At 72.7% G+C, this 26,824-nt stretch carries 25 protein-coding genes; 3 read left to right on the top strand and 22 right to left on the bottom strand.

Translation table 11 applies throughout. The annotated features are described in order from the left end of the window. Positions 1-278: 278 nt before the first annotated feature. Positions 279-1,559 carry a hypothetical protein gene (locus tag ACQP03_RS13060; protein ID WP_396832149.1) on the top strand — a complete coding sequence of 427 codons (1,281 nt, stop codon included), beginning with the start codon at positions 279-281 and terminating at the stop codon, positions 1,557-1,559. An 84-nt stretch (positions 1,560-1,643) separates the two neighbouring features. On the opposite strand, the gene ACQP03_RS13055 is transcribed toward ACQP03_RS13060, so the two are convergent. The 15 genes from ACQP03_RS13055 to pyrR form a co-directional block, all read right to left on the bottom strand. Continuing rightward, complete coding sequence (locus ACQP03_RS13055) at positions 1,644-2,627, bottom strand: AAA family ATPase (protein WP_357133425.1); 984 nt, start codon at positions 2,625-2,627, stop codon at positions 1,644-1,646. A 147-nt stretch (positions 2,628-2,774) separates the two neighbouring features. Next, a complete protein-coding gene (locus tag ACQP03_RS13050; protein ID WP_433460925.1) occupies positions 2,775-5,102 on the bottom strand; it encodes a primosomal protein N' in 2,328 nt (775 codons plus the stop codon). 59 nt (positions 5,103-5,161) lie between these two features. Continuing rightward, positions 5,162-6,355 carry a methionine adenosyltransferase gene (metK, locus tag ACQP03_RS13045; RefSeq protein ID WP_355624166.1) on the bottom strand — a complete coding sequence of 398 codons (1,194 nt, stop codon included), beginning with the start codon at positions 6,353-6,355 and terminating at the stop codon, positions 5,162-5,164. A gap of 87 nt (positions 6,356-6,442) precedes the next feature. After that, entirely contained in the window at positions 6,443-7,651 is a 1,209-nt protein-coding gene (gene coaBC, locus ACQP03_RS13040; RefSeq protein WP_357133428.1) for a bifunctional phosphopantothenoylcysteine decarboxylase/phosphopantothenate--cysteine ligase CoaBC, read from the bottom strand. 14 nt (positions 7,652-7,665) lie between these two features. After that, positions 7,666-7,929 (bottom strand): DNA-directed RNA polymerase subunit omega, encoded by a 264-nt coding sequence (gene rpoZ, locus ACQP03_RS13035; RefSeq protein WP_074318577.1) that lies wholly within the window; start codon positions 7,927-7,929, stop codon positions 7,666-7,668. 64 nt (positions 7,930-7,993) lie between these two features. Then, on the bottom strand, positions 7,994-8,527 hold the full coding sequence (locus ACQP03_RS13030; RefSeq protein ID WP_357133430.1) for a guanylate kinase: 534 nt from the start codon (positions 8,525-8,527) through the stop codon (positions 7,994-7,996). Between the two features lie 25 nt (positions 8,528-8,552). Further along, positions 8,553-8,870 carry an integration host factor, actinobacterial type gene (gene mihF / locus ACQP03_RS13025; protein ID WP_007458370.1) on the bottom strand — a complete coding sequence of 106 codons (318 nt, stop codon included), beginning with the start codon at positions 8,868-8,870 and terminating at the stop codon, positions 8,553-8,555. A 178-nt stretch (positions 8,871-9,048) separates the two neighbouring features. Beyond that, positions 9,049-9,885 (bottom strand): orotidine-5'-phosphate decarboxylase, encoded by an 837-nt coding sequence (gene pyrF / locus ACQP03_RS13020; protein WP_357133432.1) that lies wholly within the window; start codon positions 9,883-9,885, stop codon positions 9,049-9,051. 65 nt (positions 9,886-9,950) lie between these two features. Then, positions 9,951-11,225 carry an adenosylmethionine--8-amino-7-oxononanoate transaminase gene (locus tag ACQP03_RS13015; RefSeq protein WP_357397366.1) on the bottom strand — a complete coding sequence of 425 codons (1,275 nt, stop codon included), beginning with the start codon at positions 11,223-11,225 and terminating at the stop codon, positions 9,951-9,953. A gap of 118 nt (positions 11,226-11,343) precedes the next feature. Then, positions 11,344-12,390: a quinone-dependent dihydroorotate dehydrogenase gene (locus ACQP03_RS13010; RefSeq protein WP_433460924.1), complete on the bottom strand. Its 1,047-nt coding sequence runs from the start codon at positions 12,388-12,390 to the stop codon at positions 11,344-11,346. Beyond that, entirely contained in the window at positions 12,387-15,734 is a 3,348-nt protein-coding gene (gene carB, locus ACQP03_RS13005; RefSeq protein ID WP_433460923.1) for a carbamoyl-phosphate synthase large subunit, read from the bottom strand. The genes ACQP03_RS13010 and carB overlap by 4 nt, the downstream gene beginning before the upstream one ends. Further along, the gene (gene carA, locus ACQP03_RS13000) at positions 15,727-16,878 is read right to left on the bottom strand and encodes a glutamine-hydrolyzing carbamoyl-phosphate synthase small subunit (RefSeq protein WP_433460922.1); all 1,152 of its coding nucleotides are present in this window, start codon (positions 16,876-16,878) and stop codon (positions 15,727-15,729) included. Before carA ends, carB begins: the two co-directional genes overlap by 8 nt. Further along, entirely contained in the window at positions 16,875-18,152 is a 1,278-nt protein-coding gene (locus ACQP03_RS12995; protein ID WP_355053079.1) for a dihydroorotase, read from the bottom strand. The genes carA and ACQP03_RS12995 overlap by 4 nt, the downstream gene beginning before the upstream one ends. Then, positions 18,149-19,075, bottom strand: coding sequence for an aspartate carbamoyltransferase catalytic subunit (locus ACQP03_RS12990; RefSeq protein ID WP_357133444.1), 927 nt, complete (start codon positions 19,073-19,075; stop codon positions 18,149-18,151). Before ACQP03_RS12990 ends, ACQP03_RS12995 begins: the two co-directional genes overlap by 4 nt. Then, positions 19,072-19,656: a bifunctional pyr operon transcriptional regulator/uracil phosphoribosyltransferase PyrR gene (pyrR, locus tag ACQP03_RS12985; RefSeq protein ID WP_357133446.1), complete on the bottom strand. Its 585-nt coding sequence runs from the start codon at positions 19,654-19,656 to the stop codon at positions 19,072-19,074. The genes ACQP03_RS12990 and pyrR overlap by 4 nt, the downstream gene beginning before the upstream one ends. 289 nt (positions 19,657-19,945) lie before the next feature. Here pyrR and bldD point away from each other — a divergent pair, with 289 nt between their 5' ends. After that, positions 19,946-20,434, top strand: a complete 489-nt coding sequence (gene bldD, locus ACQP03_RS12980) for a transcriptional regulator BldD (RefSeq protein ID WP_007458348.1) — start codon at positions 19,946-19,948, stop codon at positions 20,432-20,434. Positions 20,435-20,522: 88 nt separating this feature from the next. On the opposite strand, the gene nusB is transcribed toward bldD, so the two are convergent. From nusB to ACQP03_RS12955, 5 genes are all read right to left on the bottom strand, one after another. Next, positions 20,523-20,933, bottom strand: a complete 411-nt coding sequence (gene nusB, locus ACQP03_RS12975; RefSeq protein WP_355053144.1) for a transcription antitermination factor NusB — start codon at positions 20,931-20,933, stop codon at positions 20,523-20,525. Between the two features lie 23 nt (positions 20,934-20,956). Then, on the bottom strand, positions 20,957-21,514 hold the full coding sequence (gene efp / locus ACQP03_RS12970; protein WP_355053076.1) for an elongation factor P: 558 nt from the start codon (positions 21,512-21,514) through the stop codon (positions 20,957-20,959). 86 nt (positions 21,515-21,600) lie between these two features. Further along, positions 21,601-22,026 carry a type II 3-dehydroquinate dehydratase gene (gene aroQ / locus ACQP03_RS12965; RefSeq protein ID WP_433460921.1) on the bottom strand — a complete coding sequence of 142 codons (426 nt, stop codon included), beginning with the start codon at positions 22,024-22,026 and terminating at the stop codon, positions 21,601-21,603. Between the two features lie 58 nt (positions 22,027-22,084). Next, entirely contained in the window at positions 22,085-23,164 is a 1,080-nt protein-coding gene (gene aroB / locus ACQP03_RS12960; RefSeq protein ID WP_357133450.1) for a 3-dehydroquinate synthase, read from the bottom strand. Positions 23,165-23,174: 10 nt separating this feature from the next. After that, positions 23,175-24,173, bottom strand: a complete 999-nt coding sequence (locus tag ACQP03_RS12955; protein WP_357133452.1) for a helix-turn-helix transcriptional regulator — start codon at positions 24,171-24,173, stop codon at positions 23,175-23,177. A gap of 79 nt (positions 24,174-24,252) precedes the next feature. On the opposite strand from ACQP03_RS12955, the gene ACQP03_RS12950 reads away from it, so the two are divergent. After that, entirely contained in the window at positions 24,253-24,981 is a 729-nt protein-coding gene (locus ACQP03_RS12950; RefSeq protein WP_357175740.1) for an alpha/beta fold hydrolase, read from the top strand. Between the two features lie 134 nt (positions 24,982-25,115). Here the strand turns inward: ACQP03_RS12950 and ACQP03_RS12945 are convergent, their stop codons facing one another. Together ACQP03_RS12945 and aroC are read right to left on the bottom strand one after the other, a co-directional pair. Next, positions 25,116-25,619 (bottom strand): shikimate kinase, encoded by a 504-nt coding sequence (locus ACQP03_RS12945; protein ID WP_357133456.1) that lies wholly within the window; start codon positions 25,617-25,619, stop codon positions 25,116-25,118. Continuing rightward, positions 25,619-26,797, bottom strand: coding sequence for a chorismate synthase (aroC, locus tag ACQP03_RS12940; RefSeq protein WP_357133458.1), 1,179 nt, complete (start codon positions 26,795-26,797; stop codon positions 25,619-25,621). The genes ACQP03_RS12945 and aroC overlap by 1 nt, the downstream gene beginning before the upstream one ends. Positions 26,798-26,824: the final 27 nt, after the last annotated feature.

Raw genomic sequence — 26,824 nt, 5'->3', positions numbered from 1 at the left:
GCACGAACGCCGGGCGGAATCCACTGGTCGGACATGCGGCCCCCACCCCCTCCCGGTCACCCGGCGCCCCGGATGCCGACACGGGCAGGCTAGACGCGGCTACCAGCGGTGAGATAGGAGATCGCCGATGTCTGACAGTTCACATCGGACCTTTCGCCGTCCGATGGTGTCCGACCGTGTCCAATCCCGTCCAGGATCGCCGTCCGGATCGGACGTCGCGTGCCACCGTCCCTGGTGCGGGCCCGGCCCGCGCCACGAACCCTGGGGAAGGGGTACAGATGATCCGTCCACACCCGAACGCCCGACGGTCCGCGTCGATGCTGCGTCGCATCGCCGTGGCTGCCTGCGGCCTCACGCTGCTCGTCACGGGCGTGACCGCCACGTCGGCCACCGCCGCGCCGAAGGGCAAGGCCACCACCACCGGATCGTTCGTCGACAGCACCGCGGTGCCAGGCGGCTTCGCCTCCTGGTCGGAGCTGCTCCAGTTGCAGCAGCGGATGAACACCGCCGCCGCCCAGATCACCAACGCCGCGCAGCGCAGCGCGAACTCCGGCTTCGCCGGCATCGTCGCCGATCCCGCCACCCGTCATCTCCAGGTCTACTGGAAGGGCGAGCCGCCGGCCCGACTGGTGGCCAACGCCCGGGCCACCGTCGCGACGACGGTGCTGCCCGCCGCGTACTCGCAGCGGGAGCTGATGGTCGCGGCCGACAAGCTGCGCGCCACGGCCGGCGACAAGATCACGACGGTGGGGCCGCGCGCCGACGGCGCCGGCCTGCTCGTCGGTACGCAGAGTGGGCTGCTCGGGGCGACGGCTCTCGCCGGCGTTCCGGTGACCGTCCAGACCGGCGTCGCCGCCGCTCCCGCCACCCGGTGGGACGACAGCCCGCCCTGGTGGGGTGGCGCCGCGTGGCGCAACACCTCCACCGGTGGCGGCTGCTCGACCGGCTTCGGCGTCTACCAGGGCGGGGTGTCGCGGGTACTCTCCGCCGCGCACTGCGCCAACCTCAACGTCGTGGCGGCCGACCCGACCGGGCAGACCATCGGCACCGTCATCAGCCGCAACGTCAGCAGCGACAGCCTGCTCATCGCGGGCAGCGGCGGCGGCCGGGTCTTCAACAACAGCACGGACGCGAACGGCGCGGTGGTCAGCGAGTTCAGCAATCAGGTGATCGGCGCGCAGGCCAGCCAGGTCGGCAACTGGGTGTGCAGCTCCGGCGCGTACTCCGGCACCCGGTGCTCGATCCAGGTGAAGGCCCGCAACCTGTGCATCAACGTGCGCAACTTCGGTACGGTCTGCGGTCAGGTGCAGGCCGAGAACACCGCCCACACCAACGCCGTCGGCCAGGGTGACAGCGGCGGCCCCGTGGAGATCGTGAACGCGGCGAACACCCTCCAGGTCTGGGCGACCGGCACCAACACCGCCATCGACGACACCAACACGACGACGGCGTGCACCGGCTACGTGACCGCCGGGCGGGTGTGCGCCTGGCGGTTCTACTACGAGGACATCTTCTCCGGCATGGCCGGCGTGGGCGCCTCCGGAGTCGTCCTGGGCTGACGCCTCCGCACGACCATCGTCCAACCCGACACCCGGGCCGGCGCGCGTCCCGCGCGCCGGTCCGGCGTCGCGCTCAGGCTGCGCCTAGGCGCCGACGCCCGTGTCCGCGGCGAGCACGGCGTCGCCGCGGAGCAGCGCCGGCTCCGGCAACGGCAGGTGGATCTTGTGGGCGGCCTCCCAGTCGTAGACCAGGCCCGGCCGCACCTGAGCGGCGAAGTAGTCCACGGCGCTCATCCCGCCGACCACCGGCTCGTCGACCTCGGCGACGAGCTGCGCCGGCACCAGGGAGAAGCCGTTCTGCAGGGCGGCGCTGAGCCGCCGGTGACCGTCGACGACGAAGAAGTACTCCCCCGTGAAGCCGATCTTGAGCGGCTCCAACGACTCGTCGCCGGCCTCGGCCACGTCGCCGACGAACTCGCTGTCCCAGAGGCCACGCAGGGTGGCGATGTCCTCGGTCGGGTAGACCCGCGCCGGATCCAGCAGCAGCAGCGGCGGGCCGTCGCGCAGCACCTCGGCGCCGAGCGTGCCCTCGTACGCGGCGACGATGTGCTCGACCACCTCGGCGGCGGAGGCCCGGGTGGTGTCACAGATCAGGTCGTAGTTGCGCAACCGCGCCTTGTCCACCCCGTAGCGGAGGATGAACCGGCTGCGCTCGCTGGCGCTGCGCTCGCGGAGCTTGGCCTTGGCCTCCTCGTGCGAGGCGTAGCTCTCCGCCGGGCCGGACGGGCGGGCCAGCACCCGGCGGGCCGCCTCACCCGGCTCGGTGATCATGTGCACCTTGAGCGCGTCGGTGAAGAAGTGCCAGGCCAGCCGCGAATCCATGATCAGGTGTTCGCCGGAGGCGGCGATGTCGCGCTGGAGCTGGTCGACGTACCCGTCGACGGCCTGGTCCAGCTCGGCGTGCAGGTTGAGTTGCAGGGCGGTCATCTGCCGCTGCTGCGCCATCTCCCGATAGAGATCACCCACGCTGACCCGGCGCATACCGAGCCGCTTGGCGATCTCCACCGACACCGTGCTCTTGCCGCTGCCGAGGTCGCCGTTGAAGACGATCGATTGTCGAACGGTCACGACTGGTCCACCCCTGATAACCGGCTTCCTGACATCATCGACAGCCCGAGCATGACGGGCGATGCTACCACCTCGTCACCAGCGTTCTGCCGGACGCGGTGTGCGGGCACCGGTCGCCGCGCCCGCCTGCCACCGCCCGCGAAACGGTCAGAACAGGCTCAACGGATCGACCTGGAGACGAACCGGCTCGGCGGCCTTGCGGGCGGCGCGCACCCCGGCAGCCGAGTGCAGAGCCTCGGCGAGCGCGGCGGCCCGTGCCCGGGGCACCCGCAGCAGCATCCGTTCGCGCCCTTCCTCGGCCGGCACGGGCCCGAGCACCTCGGCGTCGGCGGGCAACCGCGCCGCGTCGAGCAGGTCGGCCACCGCCTCGGCCGGGCCGGTGACGCTCGCCATCCGTACCGCCGGTGGGAAGCCCAGCTCGCGGCGCTCGGCCAGCTCCCGACCGGCGAACCAGGCGGCGTCCCAGCGCAGCAACGCCTGCACCGGGGCGAGCGCGCCGTCGGCGACGACCACCACGCGGCCGGCCGGCGCCGGGCGGGCCAGCGCCGCCGCGGCCAGCCAGCGGCGCAGCGCCTCCTCGCCGGCACGCAGGTCGGCCCGGGTCAGCAGGGCCCACGAGTCGAGCAGCAGCACCGCGCCGTAGCCGCCGGCCGCGACCGGTTCGGCACCGGGCGTGGCGACGACCAGGGCGGCCGTGCCGGGCACGTCGGTCAACACCTCCTCGCGCCCCGAGGTCCGCACCGGCACGTCGGGGAACGCCCGGCCCAGCTCCTCGGCGGTACGCCGGGCGCCGGTGACCGCCGCCCGCAGCCGCCGCCCGCCGCACTGGGGACAGGCGTACGCGGCGGCGACCCGGGCGCACCACCGGCAGGCGGGAGTGCCGCCGGCCGACGGCAGGGCCAGCGGGCCGGCGCAGTGCGCGCAGCGGGCCGGGGTGCGGCAGTCGGCGCAGGAGACCGAGGGCAGGTAGCCGCGGCGGGGTACCTGCACGAGCACCGGCAGGCCCGCCCGGAGCGCGTCGCGGGCGGCCGTCCAGGCCAGGCTGGGCAGCCGCGCGGTGGCCGCACCGGGATCACGGGCGAGCTGCGGATCGTCCCCGGTCGGCGCGATGGCCGGTATCCGCGCCCGCACCGTCGCCCGGTCGGCGACCACCTCCCGGGCCCAGCCGGTCTCCAGCAGCAACTGCGCCTCGGCCGTACGCGCGTACCCGCCGACCAGCGCTGCGGCCTCGCCGAGCCGCGCTCGGGTGAGCAGTACGTCGCGGGCGTGCGGATAGGGCGCGCGGGGTTCGGAGTGCAGGTCGTCCCCGTCGTCCCAGACGGCGACGAGACCGAGCCGGCGCACCGGGGCGAACATCGCCGCCCGGGTGCCGATGACCACCGGCACCTGCCCGCGACGGGCGGCGAGGAACGCCCGGTAGCGCCGGGCCGGCCCGAGGGCGGCGGAGAGTGCGACGTGCCGCCCGGGGCCCAGCACGTCGGTCAGCGCCGCGTCGAGACGGTCGAGGTCGCGCGCGTCCGGCACGACGACCACCGCGCCGCGCCCACCGGCGACGGTGGCGGCCACGGCGTCGGCGTAGCGGGCGGCCCAGTCCTCGCCGGGCAGGGCCGACCAGACCGCACGGGCGGGCCGGCCGTCGGTGAGCGCCCGCAACAGCGCCGGCCCGGCCGGATAGTCCCGCCATCCCCTCGGGTCGACCGACTCCCCCGGTGCGGCGGAACCTTCCGGCACCCCGGACTCCCCGGGCACCGCCGGCCCGCCACGCACCGCCGGCCCGCCACGCACCGCCGGCCCGCCACGCACCGTCGGTCCGCCAGGCACCGCCGGCCCGGCGGCATCATCGGACTCGGCCGCACCGTCGGCCACGGCTGTCGCGGCGGCATCACCGGACTCGGCGGTACCGTCTGGCACTGCCGTCACGGCCGCACCGCCGGGCTCGGCCGCACCGCCGGGCGCAGCCGCACCGCCGGGCCCGGCCGCACCGCCGGATCCGGCCGCACCGCCGGGCGCAGCCGCACCGCCGGGCGCAGCCGCACCGCCGGGCGCAGCCGCACCGCCGGGCGCAGCCGCACCGCCGGGCGCGGCTGTCGCGGCGGTCTCGGCGGTCTCGGCGGTCTCGGCGGGTTCGGGGGCCGGGGCTGGCAGGTCCGCAGAGGGCTCCTTCTCGACACGGGCGTGTCGGGGTGGCACGGCGAGCCGGAGGACGTCGGCGAGGTTGCCCGCGTACCGGTCGGCGACCGCGCGTGCCAGACGGGCGACCTCGGGGGTCAGCACCGGCTCGGGCGAGACGACCTTCTCCAGGTAGGCGAGGCGGCCGGTGTGCCCGGAGTCGTCCGCCCGGGACAGCAGCCAACCGTCGACCAACTGCCCCGCGAAACGCACCTTGACCCGGGTGCCGGGCACCGCCACGTCGTCCAGCTCGGCCGGCACGAGGTAGTCGAACGGGCGGTCCAGGTGCGCCAGCGGCACGTCCACGCAGACGCGCGCGACCGGCGACCCTGGTGCGGGTCGCCGGTCGCTACGCCTGGTGGCGGTCAGGCTCCTGCGGCCGACTTGAGGTCGGCGGCCCGGTCGGTGCTCTCCCAGGTCAGGTCCGGCAGCTCCCGGCCGAAGTGGCCGTACGCGGCGGTCTGCTGGTAGATCGGGCGGAGCAGGTTGAGGTCCCGGATGATCGCGGCCGGGCGCAGGTCGAACACCTCGGAGACGGCGCTCTCGATCGAGGCGACCGGCACGGTCTCGGTGCCGAACGTCTCGATGAACAGGCTCACCGGGTGCGCCTTGCCGATGGCGTAGGCGACCTGCGCCTCGCACCGCTCGGCGAGGCCGGCGGCGACCACGTTCTTGGCCACCCAGCGCATCGCGTACGCGGCCGACCGGTCCACCTTGGACGGGTCCTTGCCGGAGAACGCGCCGCCGCCGTGCCGGGCGTACCCGCCGTAGGTGTCAACGATGATCTTGCGGCCGGTCAGGCCAGCGTCACCCATCGGGCCACCGATCTCGAACCGGCCGGTCGGGTTGACCAGCAGCCGGTAGCCGTCGGTGTCCAGACCGAGGCTCTCCAACTCGGGAGCGATGACGGAGTCACGCACGTCGGGGGTGAGCAGCGACTCCAGCGAGATGTCCGCGGCGTGCTGGCTGGACACCACCACGGTGTTCAGCCGGACCGGGCGCAGCCCCTCGTACTCGATGGTGACCTGGGTCTTGCCGTCCGGCCGCAGGTACGGGATCGTGCCGTCCTTGCGCACCGCGGCGAGCCGACGCGCCAGCCGGTGCGCCAGCGCGATCGGCAGCGGCATCAACTCCGGCGTCTCCGAGCAGGCGAAACCGAACATCATGCCCTGGTCGCCGGCGCCCTGCGCGTCCAGCGCGCTCTCCGACGCCCCGGTCCGCAGCTCGAAGGCGTTGTCGACGCCCTGCGCGATGTCCTCGGACTGCGCGCCGATCGAGACGCTGACCCCGCAGGACGCGCCGTCGAAACCCTTCTTCGACGAGTCGTACCCGATGTCGAGGATGGTCCGGCGGACGATGGTGGGGATGTCGGCGTACGCCTTGGTGGTGACCTCGCCGGCGATGTGCACCTGGCCGGTGGTGATCATGGTCTCGACGGCAACCCGGCTGTGCGGGTCCTCGGCGAGCAGCGCGTCGAGGATGCCGTCGCTGATCTGGTCGGCGATCTTGTCCGGGTGGCCTTCCGTGACCGATTCGGACGTGAAGAGGCGGCGTGTCACGGCACTCCTAAGCGTGTGAGGTCGTTCCGCGGCAGTCTAGTCACCGCTGCGGCCGGTGTCGGGGTCGGTCGCGCCCTGTTCCACCCGTCAGGAGCGGTTGGCCAGCCGCGCCACGACGAGGTCCCACACGGTGTCGGCCACCGCCTCCTTGGCCTGCTCCGGCAGACGACTCACCGAGCCGTCCGCGCCGATGACCGTCACCGTGTTGGTGTCGGCGCCGAAGACCCGGTCCGGACCGACCTCGTTGACCACGATGAGGTCAGCCCGCTTCCGGGCCAGCTTCGCCCGGCCGTTGGCCTCCGCGTCGCCGGTCTCGGCGGCGAACACCACCAGCACCTGCCCCGGTCCCTTGCGCTGGCCGAGCTCCGCCGCGATGTCCGGATTGGTGACGAGCTCGATGGTGGGAGCGACACCGTCGTCCGACTTCTTGATTTTGCCAGGCGCGTACGTCGCCGGTCGGAAATCGGCCGGAGCCGCCGCCATCACGACCGCGTCGGCCTCGGTGGCGGCCTTCAGGGTCGCCTCGCGCAGCTCGGCGGTCGTGCCGACCCGGACCAGGTCGACCCCGGCGGGGTCGGCGAGCGAGACGTTGGCCGCGATCAGCGTGACCCGGGCACCGCGGGCGACCGCCGAACGCGCGAAGGCGTAGCCCTGTTTGCCCGAGGAGCGGTTGCCGAGAAAGCGGACCGGATCCAACGGCTCGCGGGTACCCCCGGCGGTGACGACCAGCCGGCGACCCGTCAGGTCCGCCGGGGCGGAGGCGCCCCGAGCGAGGACCTGGCGGGCGATCGCGAAGATCTCCGCCGGGTCGGGCAGGCGGCCCTTGCCGGTGTCGGCGCCGGTGAGCCGCCCGACGGCCGGCTCGATCACCCGGACGCCCCGGGAGCGCAGCGTGGCGACGTTGGCGACGGTGGCCGGGTGCTCCCACATCTCGGTGTGCATGGCCGGGGCCAGCACCACCGGGCAGCGGGCGGTCAGCAACGTGTTGGTCAGCAGGTCGTCGGCGAGCCCGTGGGCGGCCTTGGCGAGCAGGTCGGTGGTGGTCGGCGCGACCACCACCAGGTCGGCCTGCTTGCCGAGGCGGACGTGCGGCACCTCGTGCACGTCGGACCAGACGTCGTCGGCGACCGGCTGGCCGGAGAGCGCCGCCCAGGTCGGCGCGCCGACGAATCTCAGCGCCGACGCGGTCGGCACGACACGGACCCGGTGGCCCGACTCGGTGAAGAGTCGCAGCAGCTCACACGCCTTGTAGGCGGCGATGCCGCCGCCGACCCCGAGGACGATCGAGGCGGACATCGACGGGGACGCGCCTACGGCTGGTCGGTCGGCTCGGCGGTGAGCAGACCGCCGTTGATCTCGCGCATGGCGATGGAGAGCGGCTTTTCCTGCGGGGTGGTCTCGACGAGCGGGCCGACGTACTCCAGGAGGCCCTCACCGAGCTGGCTGTAGTAGGCGTTGACCTGGCGCGCGCGCTTGGCGGCGAAGATGACCAGCGCGTACTTCGACGTCGTCTTCTCGAGGAGCTCGTCGATCGGCGGGTTGGTGATGCCTTCGGGGTTGGCGATGGATCCCACGAATTAACCTCTGCGTCTTTCGAGCCGCGCGGACGCGGTGCTGAGTCCCGACGGCGGCCGGCCGTCAGCCACGCAGGCGCGACCAGGCCGGATCCGGATGAGTTGAACCGAGTAAGCCTACCAGCTCGTCCGCCACCCGATCGGTGAGGTCGTGCGTGAGGGTGTCCGCGAAGGCGGCCGCGGCGGCGGCGTCCGGCCGGCGTCCGGGCGGGATCAGCAGCACCAGACGCGCGTCGGGCAGTCGTTGCCGCACCAGCCGGGCCCCGGTCACGTCGAGTGGAAGCAGGACCGGCTGCCCGGCGTCGAGCCGGGCGCGCAGCGGCGGGTGCAGGGTCCCCCGGCGGTACGCGCCGATCCGGGACCACTCCAGCAGCTCGCCGCCGGCCACCCGGCGCTCGAACTCGGCCGGGGCGAGAAAGACCCGTTGTTCCCCGTCCACCTCCGGCTCCCGGCGCGGCCTGGTCGTTGCCGGCACCGGGATCCACACGGACGGGAAACGCGCCCGGACGAGCTCGACGACACTCTCCCTGCCGGAACCCGAAGGTCCAGCCAGGACAGTGAGCCGAGCCGCCGGGCGCGCCTCGTCATCCGTGCTCACTGCTTGTTTCTACACGCTGCCAGGTTCAGTTGGCGGCGAACTCTCCAAGCAGTGCCTTGCGCTGCTGCTCGCCGAGGCCGCGCAGACGACGGCTGTCGGCGATCTTGAGCTTCTCCATGATCTGGGTAGCCCGGATCTTGCCGATGCCCGGCATCGCCTGCAGGACAGCCGAAACCTTGAGCTTGCCGACGACATCGTCGCTCTCGGCGCGCTCGAGGACGGCGCCAAGGGTGGTCTTGCCCTGCTTGAGCTGCTCCTTCAGCTCGGCACGGGCCTTGCGGATCTCCGCGGCCTTCTCGAGCGCGGCAGCGCGCTGTTCGGGGGTCAGTGACGGGAGCGGCACCAGTTCTCCTCAGGTCCCTATCGCGGCGGGCGGGGCGCACCGCCGCATCTGTGAAACGTGGTGTCGCTGTGAACCAAGGGGTCCATGGTTCCCAGCGCGGGGAAAACTAGCGGTCGACGGAGCTTTCGGCAACGTGGGCGCGCGATGATCATCGCAAAGTGACCGAGCCGTCAGTCAGTCACCGGGCAGCCAGAACTGCCCGACACTCGACCAGCACGCGGTCCGCGGCGGCCCGCAGGGCGTCGCTGTCCGGTCCCGCCGACAGGACCTCACGGGAGTACGACGGGAGCACCGCGGCGAGGCTGGAGCCGAAGACGGTACGCAGATCGGCGGCGCCCGCACCCTGCGCGCCGAGCCCCGGAGCGAGCAGCGGCCCCCCGACGGTGGACAGGTCATGACCGGTGTCACCGATGGTGGCCCCGACCACCAGACCGAAGCTGCCGAGGGGGTCCGCACCGCTGTTGAGCTGGGAAATCTCGTCAATCACGGTCTGCGCCACAGTGCGCCCGTCGGCCGTGCGGGCCCGCTGCACGGCCGCGCCCTCGGGGTTCGAGGTGAGGGCCAGCACGAAGACCCCGCCGCCGTGTTTGGCGGCCAACTCGAACATCGGCGCCAACGAACCTACTCCCAGGTAGGGACTGGCCGTGACCGCGTCGACATACAGCGGGCTGGATGGATCCAGGTACGCGGAGGCGTACGCGCTGACCGTTGAGCCGATGTCGCCACGCTTGACGTCGAGCAGAACGAGCGATCCGGCTTCCCGTAACTGTCGGATAGTTGACTCAAGAATCGCCACACCGCGGGATCCGAATCGCTCGAAAAAGGCCGACTGAGGCTTGACAACCGCAACCCGGTCACCGAGCGCATCCACCACGGTTCGGGTGAACCGGTCCAGACCGTCGACGTCGTCGGCGAGGCCCCAGCGGGCCAGCAGGCCGGGATGCGGGTCGATGCCCACGCAGAGCGGTCCGCGCTCGGTGACGGCCCGGTGCAGCCGGGTGCCGAAGCTCTCCATCGGCGTACTTCCCCTCTTGTCGCCCGGGCGGCTGGCCGCCTCCCGGAATGCTTGTCGGTTCCCGCTCAGCCGGCCGCCACGGCCGCCGCCACCCCGGCCGCGATCTGGGCCAGGTCGGCGTCGTCCGTCACGTACGGCGGCATCGTGTAGATCAGGTCGCGGAAGGGCCGCAGCCAGACGCCACGGTCGGCGGCGGCCGTGGTGGCCGCGCCGAGGTCGACGTCGTGGTCGAGCTGGACCACGCCGATCGCCCCGAGCACCCGCACGTCGGCCACGCCCGCCACGGCGCGCAGCGGCTCCAGGCCGGCGCGCAGGCCCGCGCCGATCCGGGACACCTGTGCCGCCCAGTCGCCCGCCCGGAGCAGCCCGATGGAGGCGTTGGCGACCGCGCAGGCCAGCGGGTTGCCCATGAACGTCGGACCGTGCGCCAGGACGCCGTCAGCGGAGATCCCACGGGCGATCTCCGGGGTGCACAGCGCCGCGGCCAGGGTCAGGTAGCCGCCGGTGAGCGCCTTGCCCACGCACATCACGTCCGGGGACACCCCGGCGTGCTCGGCGGCGAACATCGTGCCGGTACGGCCGAACCCGGTCGCGATCTCGTCGAAGACCAGCAGCACCCCGTGCGCGCGGGTCACCTCGCGCAGCACCCGCAGGTAACCCGGATGGTGAAAGCGCATCCCACCCGCGCCCTGCACCACCGGTTCCACGATGACCGCGGCCAGTTCGTGGGCGTGCCGCTCGACGGCGTCCACCAACGCCGCCACGTACGCCTCGTCCGGCGGATCGGCGAACCCGCCCGGCGGCACCGGGGCGAAGACCTGGCGGGGCAGCACGTCACCCCAGAGGTGGTGCATCCCGCCCTCGGGGTCGCAGACGCTCATCGGATGGAACGTGTCGCCGTGGTACCCGCCCCGCCAGGTGGCCAGCCGACGCCGCTCCGGCCGACCGACCGCCCGCTGGTACTGCAGGCACATCTTCACGGCCACCTCGACGCTGACCGATCCGGAGTCGGCCAGGAACACGTGCTCCAACCCGTCCGGGGCCAGCTCGACCAGCGTCCGCGCGAGCCGCACGGCGGGCTCGTGGGTGAGTCCGCCGAACATCACGTGGCTCATCCGCCCGAGCTGGTCGGTAACGGCCGCGTCCAGCACCGGGTGCCGGTAGCCGTGGACCGCCGCCCACCAGGACGACATCCCGTCCACCAACTCCCGGCCGTCGGCCAACCTCAGCCGCACCCCCTCGGCGCTGCGGACCACGAACGGCGCGTTCGCCGGCGGCAGCGTGGCGTACGGATGCCAGACGTGCGCCCGGTCGACGGCCTGAATCTCCTCGGGTGTCACGCGTACTCCTCGGGTGCGTGAAGCCGGCCGGACGACGGACGTCGCGCGGCCGGGTGGAACCGCTGCGCCGGCCCCGCCCCGTCCCCATACCGCAGGGCGGGCACCGGGCCGGGGACACTCACCGGCCGGCGACCGGATCCGGCGTCGCCGCCGTGGCGCTCGCGCGGGCCGCCGCCCGGACCAGGGCCGGGCCCCGGTAGATGAAGCCCGTGTAGAGCTGCACCAGGGCGGCGCCGGCATCGAACATCCGGGTGGCGTCGTCCGGGTCGAGCACGCCGCCGACCCCGACGATGGGCAGCCGGCCGCCGGTCTCGCGGTGCACGAAGGCCACCACGTCCCGGGCACGGCCGGTCAGCGGCCGACCGGACAGGCCGCCGGCCTGTGCGCCACGGTCGGTGTCCACGGCGGCGAGCCCGTCGCGGGCCAGGGTGGTGTTCGTGGCGATCACCCCGGCGGCGCCCCGGGCCAGGCAGACCTCCAACAACTCGGCGATCGCCGCCTCGGTCAGGTCCGGCGCGATCTTCACCAGCACCGGCTTCTCCCCCACCAGCGCGCCGAGCAGCGCGTCCAGGTGGGCACGGTCCTGCAACGACCGCAGACCCGGCGTGTTCGGCGACGACACGTTCACCGCGAAGTAGTCGCCGTGCCCACGCAGCGCCCGGTACGAGGCCAGGTAGTCCTCGACCGCCTCGTCGAGCGGAGTCACCTTGGACTTACCCAGCGAGATGCCCAACGGCACCCCGAGTGGACGGGGCAACGCCGCCAGCCGGGCGGCCAACGCCGCGGCGCCGGCGTTGTTGAAGCCCATCCGGTTGACCACCGCCTCGCTGGCCGGCAGCCGGAACAGCCGGGGCCGCGGATTGCCCGGCTGGGCGTGCGCGGTGACCGTGCCGACCTCGACGAAGCCGAACCCCAGCGCCGGCCAGGCCGGCAGCGCGGCGCCGTCCTTGTCCATGCCGGCAGCCAGCCCGACCGGGTTGGGGAACCGCACGCCGAAGACCGTGCGCGGCGCCTCGACGGCGTACCGGGCCCGCAGCGCGGCCAGGACGGCGGGACGCCGCGACAGTGCGGCCAACCGCCGCAGCGTCCACTCGTGCGCCGTCTCGGCGTCCCCGCCGCCGAGCCGGAACAACCCGGGCCGGACGACCCGCTCGAACAGCGTCACTGCGCCGCCCGCAGGGTGGCGTGCAGATCCTGCAACGGTCGCACCCGCATGTCGCCCCGGATACGTGCCTCGATCCCCATCACCGCCGCGGCGGCGCCGGGGACCGTGGTGATGCAGGGGATGTCGGTGGTGACGGCGGCGCTGCGGATCTCGTAACCGTCGGAGCGGGCACTCGCGCCCGAGCCCTGCGGCGTGTTGATCACCAGCGCCACGTGGCCGCCGAGGATCAGCGACACGGCGTCGTCGCCCTCGCCGGCCTGGTAGTGCTTGCGGATCTGCTCGCAGGCGATGCCGTGCCGGCGCAGCACCTCGGCGGTACCGGCCGTCGCCACGATCTCGAAGCCCAGGTCGGCCAACCGCTTGATCGGGAAGATCATGCCGCGCTTGTCCCGGTTGGCCACCGACACGAAGATCTTCCCGGCGGTCGGCAACGACCCGTACGCGGCCGACTGGCTCTTGGCGAAGGCGTGCCCGAAGTTGGTGTCGATGCCCATCACCTCACCCGTCGACTTCATCTCCGGGCCGAGCAGCGAGTCGATTCCCTTGCCGGCGCGGGTACGGAAGCGCTTGAACGGCAGGACCGCCTCCTTGACCGCGATCGGCGCGTCGGCGGGCATCGTCCCACCATCCCCCGTCGCCGGGAGCAGACCCTCGGCACGCAGCTCGGCGATGGTCGCGCCCAGCGCGATCCGGGCCGCCGCCTTGGCCAGCGGCACCGCCGTCGCCTTCGAGACGAACGGAACCGTCCGCGACGCGCGCGGGTTCGCCTCCAGCACGTAGAGCACGTCGTCCTTGAGCGCGTACTGCACGTTGAGCAGACCACGCACGCCGACACCCCGGGCGATGGCCTCGGTGTACCGGCGGACCTCGGCCAGGTGCGAGCCCGCCAGGGTGATCGGCGGCAACGCGCAGGACGAGTCTCCGGAGTGGATCCCGGCCTCTTCGATGTGCTCCATCACGCCGCCGACGTAGACCTCGCCGTCGGCGTCGCACAGGGCGTCCACGTCGATCTCGATGGCGTCGTCGAGGAACCGGTCCACCAGCACCGGGTGGTCGCCGGAGATGTCGGTGGCCCGGCCGATGTAGTCACGCAGCGTCGGGTCGTCGTACACGATCTCCATGCCACGCCCACCGAGCACGTAGGACGGACGGACCAGCACCGGGTAGCCGATCTCGTCGGCGATCGTCTTGGCCTCGTCGTACGAGGTGGCCATGCCGTGTGCCGGCGCGCGCAGCCCGGCGCGGGCCAGGACGGCGCCGAACGCGCCCCGCTCCTCGGCCAGGTGGATCGACTCCGGCGAGGTGCCGACCACCGGCACGCCCGCGTCCTTGAGCCGCTGCGCCAACCCCAGCGGGGTCTGCCCGCCGAGCTGCACGACCACACCGACCACGCCCGGGCCGCCGGCCGCGCGGCCGGAGGAGTCCTCCGCGTGCCAGGCCTCCAGGACGTCCTCGAAGGTCAGCGGCTCGAAGTAGAGCCGGTCGGCGGTGTCGTAGTCGGTCGACACCGTCTCCGGGTTGCAGTTGACCATCACGGTCTCGTAGCCGGCCGCCCGCAGCGCCTGCACGGCGTGCACGCACGAGTAGTCGAACTCGATGCCCTGCCCGATCCGGTTCGGGCCGGAGCCCAGGATCAGCACCTTCGGCCGGTCCGACGGCACGACCTCGGTCTCGGAGTCGTACGACGAGTAGTGGTAGGGCGTGCTGGCCTCGAACTCGGCCGCGCAGGTGTCGACGGTCTTGTAGACCGGGCGGACGTCGAGGCGGTGCCGCAGGGCCCGTACGCCGTCCTCGGCCGCCAGCTCCGGACGCAGCGCGGCGAGCTGCCGGTCGGAGAGCCCGGCCCGCTTGGCACGGCGCAGCAGCTCGGCGTCGAGCACCGGCGCGTCGACGATCTCGGTCCGCAGCTCGATCAGCGCCGCGATCTGGTCCAGGAACCAGGGGTCGATCCCGCCGGACGCCTCGCTCACCTCGCTGATCGACGCGCCGAGACGCAGCGCCCGCTCGACGGTGTAGAGCCGGCCGTCGTGCGGCACGCGCAGCGCGGCGAGGGTGTCCGCCAGGGTGACGCCCGCCGGGTCCGGAGTGGTCCAGAAGCCGACCGCCTTGGTTTCCATCGACCGCATGGCCTTGTTCAGCGCCTCGCTGAAGTTGCGCCCGAGACTCATGGCCTCGCCCACCGACTTCATGGTGGTGGTCAGCTCCGGGTCCGCGCCGGGGAACTTCTCGAACGCGAACCGGGGGATCTTCACCACCACGTAGTCCAGGGTCGGCTCGAACGCCGCCGGGGTCTTCAACGTGATGTCGTTGGGGATCTCGTCGAGCGTGTAGCCGATGGCCAGCTTCGCGGCGATCTTCGCGATCGGGAAGCCGGTCGCCTTGGAGGCCAGCGCCGAGGAGCGCGACACCCGGGGGTTCATCTCGATCACCACGATCCGGCCGTCGACCGGGTTGACCGCGAACTGGATGTTGCAGCCGCCGGTGTCCACCCCGACCTCGCGCAGCACGGCGATGCCCAGGTCACGAAGGTGCTGGTACTCCCGGTCGGTGAGCGTCATGGCCGGGGCCACGGTCACGCTGTCGCCGGTGTGCACGCCCATCGGGTCGATGTTCTCGATGGAGCAGACCACCACCACGTTGTCGTGCCGGTCGCGCATCAGCTCAAGCTCGTATTCCTTCCAGCCGAGCACGCTCTCCTCGATCAGGACCTCGTGCACCGGGCTGGCCGCCAGGCCGTCGCCGGCGATGCGGGCCAGGTCCTGGGGGGTGTGCGCCATGCCGGAGCCCAGGCCGCCCATGGTGAACGACGGCCGGATCACCACCGGCAGGCCCAGCTCGGCGACGGTCGCCTCGACCTCGTCCATCGAGTGGCACACCCGCGAGCGAGGCACCAGCGCGGCCGGGTCGTCGACGCCGAGGCGTACGCCGGCCTTCGCGACGATCTCCTTGAACAGCTGGCGGTCCTCACCCCGGTTGATGGCGTCGATGTTCGCGCCGATCAACTCGACGCCGTACTTCTCCAGGACGCCGGCCTCGTGCAGGGCGACTGCCGTGTTCAGCGCGGTCTGCCCGCCGAGAGTGGCCAGGATCGCGTCCGGGCGCTCCTTGGCGATGACCAGCTCGACGAACTCCGGGGTGATCGGCTCGACGTAGGTCGCGTCGGCGAACTCCGGGTCGGTCATGATCGTGGCCGGGTTGGAGTTGACCAGGCTGACCCGGATCCCCTCGCTGCGCAGCACCCGGCACGCCTGGGTTCCGGAGTAGTCGAACTCGCAGGCCTGCCCGATGACGATCGGCCCGGAGCCGATGACGAGGATGTGCTTGAGGTCGGTCCGCTTAGGCATTCTTCCCGCCTTCGATCAGCTCGGCGAAACGGTCGAAGAGGTAGTCCGCGTCGTGTGGACCGGCCGCCGCCTCCGGGTGGTACTGGACGGTGAAGGCGGGCACGTCCACGGCCCGCAGCCCTTCGACCACGTTGTCGTTGAGGCAGACGTGCGACACCCGCACGCCACCGAAGTTGGTGTCGATCACCTGGTCGGGGACGACCGCGCCGGCACCCACCCCCGCGCCCGGCACCTCGACCGCGAAGCCGTGGTTGTGGCTGGTCACCTCGACCTTGCCGGTGGCCCGGTCGAGCACCGGCTGGTTGATTCCCCGGTGGCCGTAGCCCAGCTTGTAGGTGCCGAAACCGAGCGCCCGACCGAGGATCTGGCTGCCGAAGCAGATGCCGAACAGTGGCACCTGCCGCCGCAGCGCCTCCCGGGCCACCGCCACCGGACCGTAGGCCGTGGCCGGGTCGCCGGGTCCGGGCGACAGGAAGATCGCGTCGGCGCCGGTGGCGAGCAGGTCCTCGATGCTCGACGAGGCCGGCAGCACGTGGGTCCTCACCCCGCGCGCGGCGAGCCGGCGCGGCACGTTGCGCTTGATGCCCAGGTCGAGCGCGGCCACCGTGAACCGGTGCTCGCCGATCGCGTCGACGACGTACGGCTCGGGAGTGGTCACCTCGGTGGACAGGTCCGCGCCGACCATCTGCGGTGACTGCCGGACCCGGGCCAGCAGGCTCTGCGGGTCCTTCTCGACGCTGGAGATGCCCACCCGCATGGCGCCCCGATCGCGCAGGTGCCGGGTCAGCGCCCGGGTGTCCACCCCGCTGATGCCCACCACGCCCTCGGTGGCGAGGCGGTCCTCGAGACCGCCGGTGGCCCGCCAGTTCGAGCCGATCCGGGCCGGGTCGCGGACCACGTACCCGGCCACCCAGATCCGGCCGGACTCGTCGTCCTCGCCGTTGACGCCGGTGTTGCCGATGTGCGGGGCGGTCTGCACGACCACCTGACGGTGGTAGGACGGGTCGGTCAGCGTCTCCTGGTAGCCGGTCATGCCGGTGGTGAAGACCGCCTCGCCGAAGGTCTCCCCGACACTGCCGTACGCCTCACCGGGGAACGTGCGCCCGTCCTCGAGCACGAGAATCGCGGAACGTCTACGCGTCACTTGATTGCCTTTCCGTCCAGGACCGTCGGCTCGCCGCGCAGGAAGGTCGCCACGATGCGACCCGGCAGCGTCATGCGGGCGTACGGGGTGTTGCGACTGCGGCTGGCCAGCTCCGCCGGCTCGATGGTGCGGCGGGCGGCCGGGTCGACCAGGGTCAGGGTGGCCGGGGCGCCGGGCGCCGGGTCGACGCCGTGCCCGGTCAGTCCCGCGATCCGGGCGGGAACGCGGGACATCCGCTCGGCGATCAGGTCCCACTCGGGACCGAGCACGTCCAGCGCGATGGACAGCGCCGTCTCCAGGCCGAGCATCCCCGGCCGGGCGTACGCCCACTCGCACTCCTTGTCCTCCACGGCGTGCGGGGCGTGGTCGGTGGCGATGATGTCGATCACGCCGTCGGCGAGCGCGGCGCGCAGCGCGGCGACGTCGGCGGCCGTACGCAACGGCGGGTTGACCTTGAAGACCGGGTCGTAGCTCTCCGCACGCTCGTCGGTGAGCAGCAGGTGGTGCGGGGTGACCTCGGCGGTGACGCGCACCCCGCGGGCCTTGGCCTGGCGTAGCACCTCGACGCTGCCGGCGGTGGAGACGTGGCAGACGTGCAGTCGGCTGCCCACGTGCTCGGCGAGCAGCACGTCCCGGGCGATGATCGCCTCCTCGGCGACCGCCGGCCAGCCGATCAGCCCGAGCCGGGTGGAGACCTCACCCTCGTGCATCTGGGCGCCCTCGGTGAGGCGGGGCTCCTCGGCGTGCTGGGCGATGATCCCGTCGAACGCCTTGACGTACTCCAGGGCCCGGCGCATCAGCAACGGATCGGCGACGCAGTGCCCGTCGTCGGAGAAGATCCGTACCCGGGCGGCGGAGTCGGCCATCGCCCCCAACTCGGCGAGGCGCTCGCCGGCCAACCCGACGGTGACCGCCCCGATCGGCTGCACGTCGACCATCCCGGCCTCCCGGCCGAGCCGCCAGACCTGCTCGACCACGCCGGCGGTGTCCGCGACCGGCGACGTGTTGGCCATCGCGCAGACCGCCGTGTAACCGCCCAGCGCCGCCGCGCGGGACCCGGACTCGACGGTCTCGGCGTCCTCCCGGCCGGGCTCGCGCAGGTGGGTGTGCAGGTCGACCAGGCCGGGCAGGGCCACCAGGCCGGTTCCGTCGATGACGGTGGCGTCCGGCGCGGACAGCCCCGGACCGACCTCGGCGACGACGCCGTCGCGGATCAGCAGGTCGGTCGGCGCGGCGCCGACGATGCTCACGCTGGTGATGAGGTACGCGGTCACCGGTTGTTCCCTCCGAGCAGCAGGTACAGAACAGCCATCCGGACGGAGACCCCGTTGGTGACCTGTTCGACGATGGTGGAGCGGGGTGAGTCGGCGACCTCGGGGGTGATCTCCATCCCGCGGTTCATCGGACCGGGGTGCATGACGATCGCGTGCTCGGGCAGGCGACGCATCCGGGGACCGTCCAGCCCGTAGCGGCGGGCGTACTCGCGGGCGGAGGGGAAGTAGGAGTCCCGCATCCGCTCCCGCTGCACCCGCAGCATCATCACCGCGTCCACGTTCGGCAGCACCGCGTCGAGGTCGTACGACACGTCGATGCCCGGGGCGAGCGCTCCGGCGATGTCGACGGGGATGAGGGTGGGCGGGCCGACCAGGGTGACCTTCGCGCCGAGGGTCGACAAAAGCAGCACGTTGGAGCGGGCCACCCGGGAGTGCAGCACGTCCCCGACCACCGCGACCGACAGGCCGGCGAGCCGGCCCAGCCGGGCCCGCATCGTGTACGCGTCGAGCAGCGCCTGGGTCGGGTGCTCGTGGGTGCCGTCGCCGGCGTTCACGACCGACCCGTCCACCCAGTTGGCCAGCCGGTGCGGGGCGCCCGAGGCGGGGTGTCGTACGACGACCGCGTCCGCGCCCATCGCCTGCAGGGTCAGCGCCGTGTCCTTCAGGCTCTCGCCCTTGGCGACGCTGGACCCCTTGGCGGAAAAGTTGATCACATCGGCGCTCAGTCGCTTCGCCGCCGCCTCGAACGAGATCCGGGTCCGGGTGGAGTCCTCGTAGAAGAGGTTCACCACCGTCCGGCCGCGCAGCGCGGGCAGCTTCTTGATCTCCCGGCCGGCGACGGTGGCCATCTCGGCGGCGGTGTCCAGGATCTCGGTGGCGGTGGCGGCGTCCAGGTCCGCGCCGGAGAGCAGGTGCTTGATCATGAGTGGGCTCCCCCGTAGAGCTTGACCTCGTCCGTTCCGTCGGTCTCGGCCAGCGTCACCTTGACGCTCTCGGCGAGCGCGGTGGGGATGTTCTTGCCGACGTAGTCGGCCCGGATCGGCAGCTCGCGGTGGCCGCGGTCGACAAGCACGGCCAGTTGCACGGACGCCGGGCGGCCGACGTCGTTGAGCGCGTCGAGCGCGGCCCGCACGGTGCGGCCGGAGAAGAGCACGTCGTCGACGAGGATCACCCGCTTACCGTCGATGCCGCCGCTGGGCACCTGGGTCGGGCCGATCGCGCGGGTGGCGTGCCGGCGCAGGTCGTCGCGGTAGAGCGTGATGTCGAGCACACCGACCGGGACGACGACGTCCTCGAAGGTGCTGATCCGGGCGGCGAGCCGCCGCGCGAGGGGGACGCCGCGGGTGGGAATCCCGAGCAGCACGGTGTCGGCCGCGCCCTGGGTCTTCTCCAGGATCTGGTGGGCGATGCGGTCGACCACCCGCTGCACGTCGGCGCTGGCGAGGATCACCTTCACCGAGGGTTGTCGCGGTGGTGACGGGCGGGCAGCCGGTGGGGACGCCACGGCGGACCTCCTTCCCCGCCTCACGGGACGGGTCGTTAAAGGATGTCGGGCACCTCCGACCGGGGAGCGCGAGCCGCCCTGGCCGGGGCTTCACGCCACGTTACCAGTGGTCACCGCGCCGACCGACAGCGGCCGCTGACCACCGGATCAGATCCACGAAACACCGATGACCCCCTCGGCACTCCCCAACGGTAAGGTCACGACCACTTGACCAGGTGTCCCATTCCCCGTACCGTCACGCTCCGTAGCGATCGACGGGAGAACCCCGAGCAGCACTGGGAGTGTCCGAATGCCCTCTGAATACGCCAAATCTCTGGGCGCCCGCCTGCGCTCCATCCGCCAGCAGCAGGGCCTCTCCCTGCAGGGTGTGGAGGAGAAGTCGAACGGGCGGTGGAAGGCCGTGGTGGTCGGCTCGTACGAGCGTGGCGACCGGGCCGTGACGGTGTCCCGTCTGGCCGAGCTGGCCGAGTTCTACCGGGTCCCCGTTTCGGAGCTGCTGCCCGACGGCAGCGGTGTCCGGCACGAGCCCACCAGCAAGATCGTCCTGGACCTGGAGCGGCTCTACGACGAGGCCTCCGAGGACCTGGCCTACGTCGCCCGCTACGCCCGCGCGATCCAGCAGCAGCGCGGTGACTACAACGGCCGGGTGCTCTCCATCCGCGCCGACGACCTCCGGGCGCTCGCCATCGTCTACGACGCCTCACCGTCGGGTCTGATCGAGCGGCTCACCGAGCACGGCGTGCTGGTGGCCGACCCCCGGGCGTTCTTCGCCTCCTGAGCTGTCGCTTCACCTGATCTGCCGTTCGACGAGAAGGGCCCGTGCCGGTGGCACGGGCCCTTCTCGGTGTCGCGGGTGCGCGGAGCCGTCAGCGGGTGGCGTACTCGGCGATGCGGCCGAGCACACCGTTGAGGAAGCGCGGCGAATCATCGGTCGACATCTGCCGGGCCAGCTCGACCGCCTCGCTGATCGCCACCGCGTCGTCGATCTCGTCGACGTAGAGCAGCTCGTAGACGGCGATCCGGGCCAGGTTGCGGTCGACCACCGGCATCCGGTCGAGGGTCCAGCCCTCGGCGTAGCTGGCGATCAGCTCGTCGATCCGGTCGAGGTGCTCGGCGACCCCCTCGACCAGCCCCACGGTGTAGCCAAGGTGCTCCGGCCGGGGCTGTTCGATGCGCTGAAGGTAACCGGCCAGGACCTCAACGGGCGGACGATCCCGCAGATCGGCCTCGTACAGGACGTCCAGCGCCCGCTTGCGCGCCTTGCGGCGCGCCGGCATCTGCTGCTTGGGACCCTCAGCCATCAGGCGCGGCCGAGGTAACGGCCGTCGCGGGTGTCGACCTTGATCTTCTCACCGGTGGTGATGAACAGCGGAACCGGCACGGTGGCGCCGGTCTCGACGGTCGCCGGCTTGGTGCCACCGGTCGAGCGGTCCCCCTGCAGACCCGGCTCGGTGTAGGTGACCTCGAGCACGACGCTGGTCGGCAGCTCGATGTAGAGCGGCACATCCTCGTGGGTGGCGACGGTCGCCTCCGCCTCGGGCAGCAGGTAGTTGGCTGCCTCCCCGACGGTGCCGCCGGGCACGGTGATCTGGTCGAAGGTCTCCAGATCCATGAAGACGAAGTCCTCGCCGTCGGCGTACAGGTACTGCATCGTGCGCTTGTCCACGGTCGCGGTCTCGACCTTGGTGCCCGCGTTGAAGGTCTTGTCGACCACCTTCCCGGACAGCACGTTCTTCAGCGTGGTGCGCACGAACGCACCACCCTTACCGGGCTTGACGTGCTGGAACTCGACGACGGACCAGAGCTCGCCGTCGAGGTTGAGTACCAGGCCGTTTTTGAGGTCGTTGGTGGAGGCCATTTCCTGCCTTGATCATCAATTGGCGGACAGACCCCAGAAGTCTACTAGCTGCGTCGAATCGGGCCGCCCCCGCTCGGGGCGACCGTTCAGCGGGTGGCCAGATGGTGCAGCGCGAGACGATAACCGTCAATGCCGAGACCGCAGATCACCCCGGTCGCCACCGCGGAGATCACCGAATGGTGCCGGAACTCCTCGCGGGTGTGGATGTTCGAGATGTGCACCTCCACCAGCGGCCCGCGCAGCATGGCGCAGGCGTCGCGCACCGCGTACGAGTAGTGCGACCAGGCGGCCGGATTGAGCACCACGGCGGCGCCCTGGTCGGCGGCGTCGTGCAGCCAGCCGAGCAGCTCGTGCTCCGCGTCGGTCTGCCGGACCGTGACGTCGAGTCCCAGCTCCCGACCGGTGGCCTCGCAGAGCGCCACCAGGTCGGCGTAGCTGGTCGAGCCGTACACGGCGGGCTCCCGGGTGCCCAGCCGACCCAGGTTCGGCCCGTTCAGCACGTACACCCTCATGCGGCGCTTTCTTCCGTTTGCGACTGCGGGGCTCGCAAAACCGGCTCACTCCGCACGCTCACGGGGTGGCCAGCTCGCGGTAGGCGGCTTCGAGCAGGGCGTCGTCCGGGCCCTCCAGCATCGCCGGGCGGGCCAGCCCGTCCAGCACCACGAACCGCAGCCGGGCGCCCCGGGCCTTCTTGTCCACCCGCATCGTGGCCAGCAGCCGCGGCCAGGCCTCGGCCGGATAGCTCACCGGCAGGCCGAGCGCGGTCAGGCTGCTCCGGTGCCGGTCGGCGGTCGGGGCGTCCAGTCGGCCGGCGAGCCGGGCCAGCGTGGCCGCGTAGACCAGGCCGACCGCGACCGCGTGACCGTGCCGCCAGCGGTAGCCCTCGTTCTGCTCGATCGCGTGCGCCAGGGTGTGGCCGTAGTTGAGCACCTCCCGCAGACCCGACTCACGCAGGTCGCCGGCGACGACGTCGGCCTTGACCCGGATGGCCCGCTCGATCAGCTCCCGGTTGACCGGCCCGCGCGGATCGGTGGCCACCGCGGGGTCACGCTCGACGAGATCCAGGATCACCGGGTCGGCGATGAACCCGCACTTGACCACCTCGGCCAACCCGGCCGCGAGGTCGACGGCGGGCAGGCTGTCGAGGGTGGCCAGGTCGGCGAGCACACCGACCGGCGGGTGGAACGCGCCCACCAGGTTCTTGCCGGCGGCGGTGTTGATCCCCGTCTTGCCGCCCACGGCCGCGTCCACCATGCCCAGCAGGGAGGTCGCGACCGGCACCCAGCGCACCCCGCGCAGCCAGCAGGCCGCGACGAAGCCGGCCAGGTCGGTCACCGCGCCGCCGCCAACCCCGACCACCGCGTCGGTACGGGTGAAACCGGCCGCGCCGAGCCGGTCCCAGCAGGCGGCCGCCACGTCGATCTGCTTGCCCGACTCGGCGTCGGGCACCTCGATCGGCAGCGGGTCGACGCCCGCCGCGCGCAGCCGTTCGCCGAGCGCGTCGGCCAGGGCCTTGAGTGGGGGCGTGTGCAGCACCGCCGCCCGGGTCGCGCCGGGCAGCAGCCCCGGCAGCGCGCCCAGCAGGTCGCGTCCGACCAGCACGTCGTACGGTCGTTCGCCGCCGACCGGAATCCGGGTCACCTCGTCCATCGCCGGCAGCCTAGTCCAGCGGACGGCGTGGCGAGGGCGTCTGTCCACCTGCTGGCCGGGCGGCCCAGTCGGCCAGCAGACGGGCGTGCTCGGCCACGGCGGCGCGCAACGCGTCCGGGTGGCGCACGGTGAACGGGCAGCCCAGGCCGGCGAGCAGCGCGGCCATGCCGGGCAGGCTCTCCGCACGGGCCCGCAGCAGCACACCGTCGCCGCTGGCGGTCAGCTCGGCCACACTGCCCGGTATCCGCCGCCGGGCGGCGACCAGATCGGTCTCCAGCAGCACCTCGACCTCGTGCCGATAGGGCACACCGGCCAGCGACCGGGTCAGCCACGCCACCGCGTCGAAGCCGTCCGGCACCGTGAACGTCTCCGCGCCGGGCGTGACGGCGCCGATCCGGTCCAGTCGAAACGTGCGCACCTCCCCGCGCCGGTGGTCGTGACCGGTGACGTACCAGCGGCCGGCGTGGAAGACCAGCCCGTACGGGTCGAGGTCACGATGCGACCGCTCACCGCGCCACGAGCGGTAGTCCAGGCTCACCCGCTGCCGCCGCCGGGCGGCCGTGGCCAGCGCCAGCAGGGTGCCCGACGCCGGTCGCGCCTGGGGCTCGGGCCGCCGCAGTGTGAAGCCGAGGTGCTCCCGCAGTGCGGTCAGCCGGTCGGCGAGCGCCGCCGGCAGCACCCGGCCGATCTTCGCCGCCGCGGTCGCCGTGGCCGGCAGTTCGGTGGCCAGCCCGACCCGCTCGGCGACGACCAGGCCGAGCAGCACGGCCACCGCCTCGTCGTCGGTGAGCATCAGCGGCGGCAGCTTGTACCCGGGATGCAGCCGGTAGCCGCCGTGGCGGCCCCGGTCGGCGAGCACCGGGATGCCCAGCTCGACCAGGGTGGCCGCATAGCGGCGCACGGTCCGTTCGTCCACACCGAGCCGGCTCGCGAGGTCGCCGGCCGTCGCCCGGTGCCGGGCCTGGAGCAGCTCGAGCAGGGCCAGCACCCGGCCGGCGGGATGAGACACGGGCCACTCCTCCAAACCGGGCGGATCCTGTCCGAATTCAATCGTACGGTCGGTCGGTAGCCGAGAGAAGGAGTGACGGATGGCGACGTTCGTACTGGTGCCGGGGTTCTGGTTGGGTGCCTGGGCGTGGCGCGAGGTGACCGGCCTGCTGCGTGCGCGGGGGCACGACGTGCACCCGATGACGTTGACCGGGGTGGCCGAGCGCCACCACCTCGCCGGGCCGCAGGTGAGCCTGGAGACGCACACCACCGACATCGTCCGGTTGATCGAGGTCGAGGATCTGCACGACGTGCTGCTGGTCGGGCACTCGGGCGGCGGCATGCCGGTCGCCCAGGCGGCGGAACGGATCCCGGACCGGATCGCCCGGGTGGTCTACGTGGAGAGTGGACCGCTGCCGGACGGCACCGCACAGTTCGACACCGTGCCGCCGCAGGAACAGCAGCGGCTGCGCGCGGCGATCGGCGACGGCCACCTGCTGCCACCGCCGGCCTGGGACCCGGCGGCAGACCCGACAAACCTGGCCGGCCTGGACGAGTCGATGCTGTCCCTCCTGCGTGAGCGCGCCACCGCACAGCCCCTGCGGACGGCCACCGATCCGGTACGCCGCACGGGTGGCCGCCCGGTGCCGACCGCGCTGGTCGCGAGCACCTTCCCGCTGGCCGTGGTACGCCAGATGATCGACGAGGAGCACCCGTTCTTCACCGGTCTGGCCGACGGCCAGCTGCACGAGCTGCCCACCGGGCACTGGCCGATGCTCAGCGAGCCGAAGGCGCTGGCCGACGTGCTCGACCTGGTCGCCCGAGCCTGACCACGCGCCGGTCTTGCGGTTGCGGTTGTCGAGATACCGGAAATGCCCCGGTACGTCGGCGCAGCAACTGCAAGATCGCGCGGCGGGGCGGGGCGGGGGCGGGCCGGGGCGGGGCGGGGCGGGGCGGGGCGGGGTCAGCGTGGCAGCAGGGCGGCGACCTCGGCGACGACGGCCGCCGGGGTACGGCCGTCGGTGACCACCGTGTCGGTCGCCACCTCGGCGTAGAGCGGCTTGCGCTGGTCCATGAGGTGCTTGAGGGTGGCTCGCGGGTTGATCGCCAGCAGCGGCCGGCCCGCGCCGAGCCCCACCCGCTTCACCGCGTCGGGCAGCTCCACCGACAGGTGGACGACCCGATGCCCCACCAGGGCGGCCCGGGTCTCCTCGGCCAGGACGGCGCCGCCACCCAGGGCGAGCACACCCGTGCCGGACGCCAGCGCCGCCGCCACGGCCGCCCTTTCCAGGGCCCGGAAGTGCTCCTCGCCCTCGTCGATGAAGATCTCCGGGATGTTCTTGCCGGCCATCTGTTCGATGTCGGCGTCGGTGTCCCGGAACTCCACGCCGAGGGAGGCGGCGAGCGCCTGCCCCACGGTGGTCTTGCCGCAGCCGGGCACCCCGACCAGGACGACGACCGGCGCCATCAGCGGATGACCAGCGCGTCGAGGTAGCCGGTCACGTTGCGGCGGATCTCGGCGACCGAGTCGCCACCGAACTTCTCGGTGGCCGCCTCGGCCAGCACCAGGGCCACCATCGCCTCGGCGACGACCGCGGCGGCGGGCACGGCGCAGACGTCGGAGCGCTGGTTGATGGCGGTCGCCGGCTCGCCGGTGACGACATCCACGGTGGCCAGCGCCCGGTTGAGCGACGAGATCGGCTTCATGGCGGCGCGCACCCGCAGCGGCTCGCCGGTGGTGATGCCACCCTCCAGCCCGCCGGCCCGGTCGGTGACGCGGCGGACGCCGGTGGCCGACGGAATGATCTCGTCGTGCGCCTCGGAGCCACGGGAGCGTGCCTGCTGCCACCCGTCGCCGATCTCGACGCCCTTGATCGCCTGGATGGACATCAGCGCGGTGGCCAGTCGGGCGTCGAGCTTGCGGTCCCACTGCACGTGACTGCCCAGGCCCGGCGGCACCCCGTACGCCAGCACCTCCACCACGCCGCCGAGCGTGTCGGCGGCCTTCTTCGCGGCGTCGACCTCGGCGACCATCAGGGCGCTGGCGTCCGGGTCGAGGCAGCGCAGCGGGTCGGCGTCGATGCGGTCGGCGTCCTGCGGGGTCGGACGCAGCCCGGGCTTCGCGGCCACCGGACCCAACTCGACCACGTGCGAGACGATCTCGATGCCGAGCGCCTGCCGGATCAACGCCTTGGCGACCGTGCCGACGGCCACCCGGGCGGCGGTCTCCCGGGCGCTGGCGCGCTCCAGGATCGGCCGCGCGTCGGTGTGGCCGTACTTCTGCATGCCGGCCAGGTCGGCGTGGCCGGGCCGGGGGCGGGTCAGTGGCGCGTTGCGGGCCTGCCGGGCCAGCTCGTCGGGATCGACGGGATCGGCGGCCATCACCGTCTGCCACTTGGGCCACTCGGAGTTGCCGACCCGGATCGCCACCGGGCTGCCCAGCGTGAGGCCGTGCCGCAGTCCGCCGATCACCTCGACCTCGTCCTGCTCGAACGACATCCGGGCGCCACGGCCATAGCCCAGCCGGCGGCGGGCCAGCTCGCCCGCGATCTCGGCGGTGCTCACCTCGATGCCGGCCGGCACCCCCTCCAGCAGCGCGACGAGGGCGGGGCCGTGCGATTCACCTGCAGTCAACCAGCGCAACACAGCGGTCAGTCTGTCACGACGCGCGAC

Source organism: Micromonospora sp. CA-248212, from assembly GCF_050948405.1.
GTDB lineage: Bacteria > Actinomycetota > Actinomycetes > Mycobacteriales > Micromonosporaceae > Micromonospora.
This window is presented reverse-complemented; position numbering and strand designations above follow the sequence as displayed.

Excerpts from the sequence above, each read along its gene's own strand:
- carB (WP_433460923.1), bottom strand. The coding sequence starts at position 15,734 with ATGCCTAAGCGGACCGACCTCAAGCACATCCTCGTCATCGGCTCCGGG.
- pyrF (WP_357133432.1), bottom strand. The coding sequence starts at position 9,885 with ATGGAGAGCTTCGGCACCCGGCTGCACCGGGCCGTCACCGAGCGCGGA.
- bldD (WP_007458348.1), top strand. The coding sequence starts at position 19,946 with ATGCCCTCTGAATACGCCAAATCTCTGGGCGCCCGCCTGCGCTCCATC.
- ACQP03_RS12950 (WP_357175740.1), top strand. The coding sequence starts at position 24,253 with ATGGCGACGTTCGTACTGGTGCCGGGGTTCTGGTTGGGTGCCTGGGCG.
- ACQP03_RS13060 (WP_396832149.1), top strand. The coding sequence starts at position 279 with ATGATCCGTCCACACCCGAACGCCCGACGGTCCGCGTCGATGCTGCGT.
- efp (WP_355053076.1), bottom strand. The coding sequence starts at position 21,514 with ATGGCCTCCACCAACGACCTCAAAAACGGCCTGGTACTCAACCTCGAC.
- coaBC (WP_357133428.1), bottom strand. The coding sequence starts at position 7,651 with ATGTCCGCCTCGATCGTCCTCGGGGTCGGCGGCGGCATCGCCGCCTAC.
- aroQ (WP_433460921.1), bottom strand. The coding sequence starts at position 22,026 with ATGAGGGTGTACGTGCTGAACGGGCCGAACCTGGGTCGGCTGGGCACC.
- ACQP03_RS12990 (WP_357133444.1), bottom strand. The coding sequence starts at position 19,075 with ATGATCAAGCACCTGCTCTCCGGCGCGGACCTGGACGCCGCCACCGCC.
- aroB (WP_357133450.1), bottom strand. The coding sequence starts at position 23,164 with ATGGACGAGGTGACCCGGATTCCGGTCGGCGGCGAACGACCGTACGAC.
- nusB (WP_355053144.1), bottom strand. The coding sequence starts at position 20,933 with ATGCCGGCGCGCCGCAAGGCGCGCAAGCGGGCGCTGGACGTCCTGTAC.
- ACQP03_RS12945 (WP_357133456.1), bottom strand. The coding sequence starts at position 25,619 with ATGGCGCCGGTCGTCGTCCTGGTCGGGGTGCCCGGCTGCGGCAAGACC.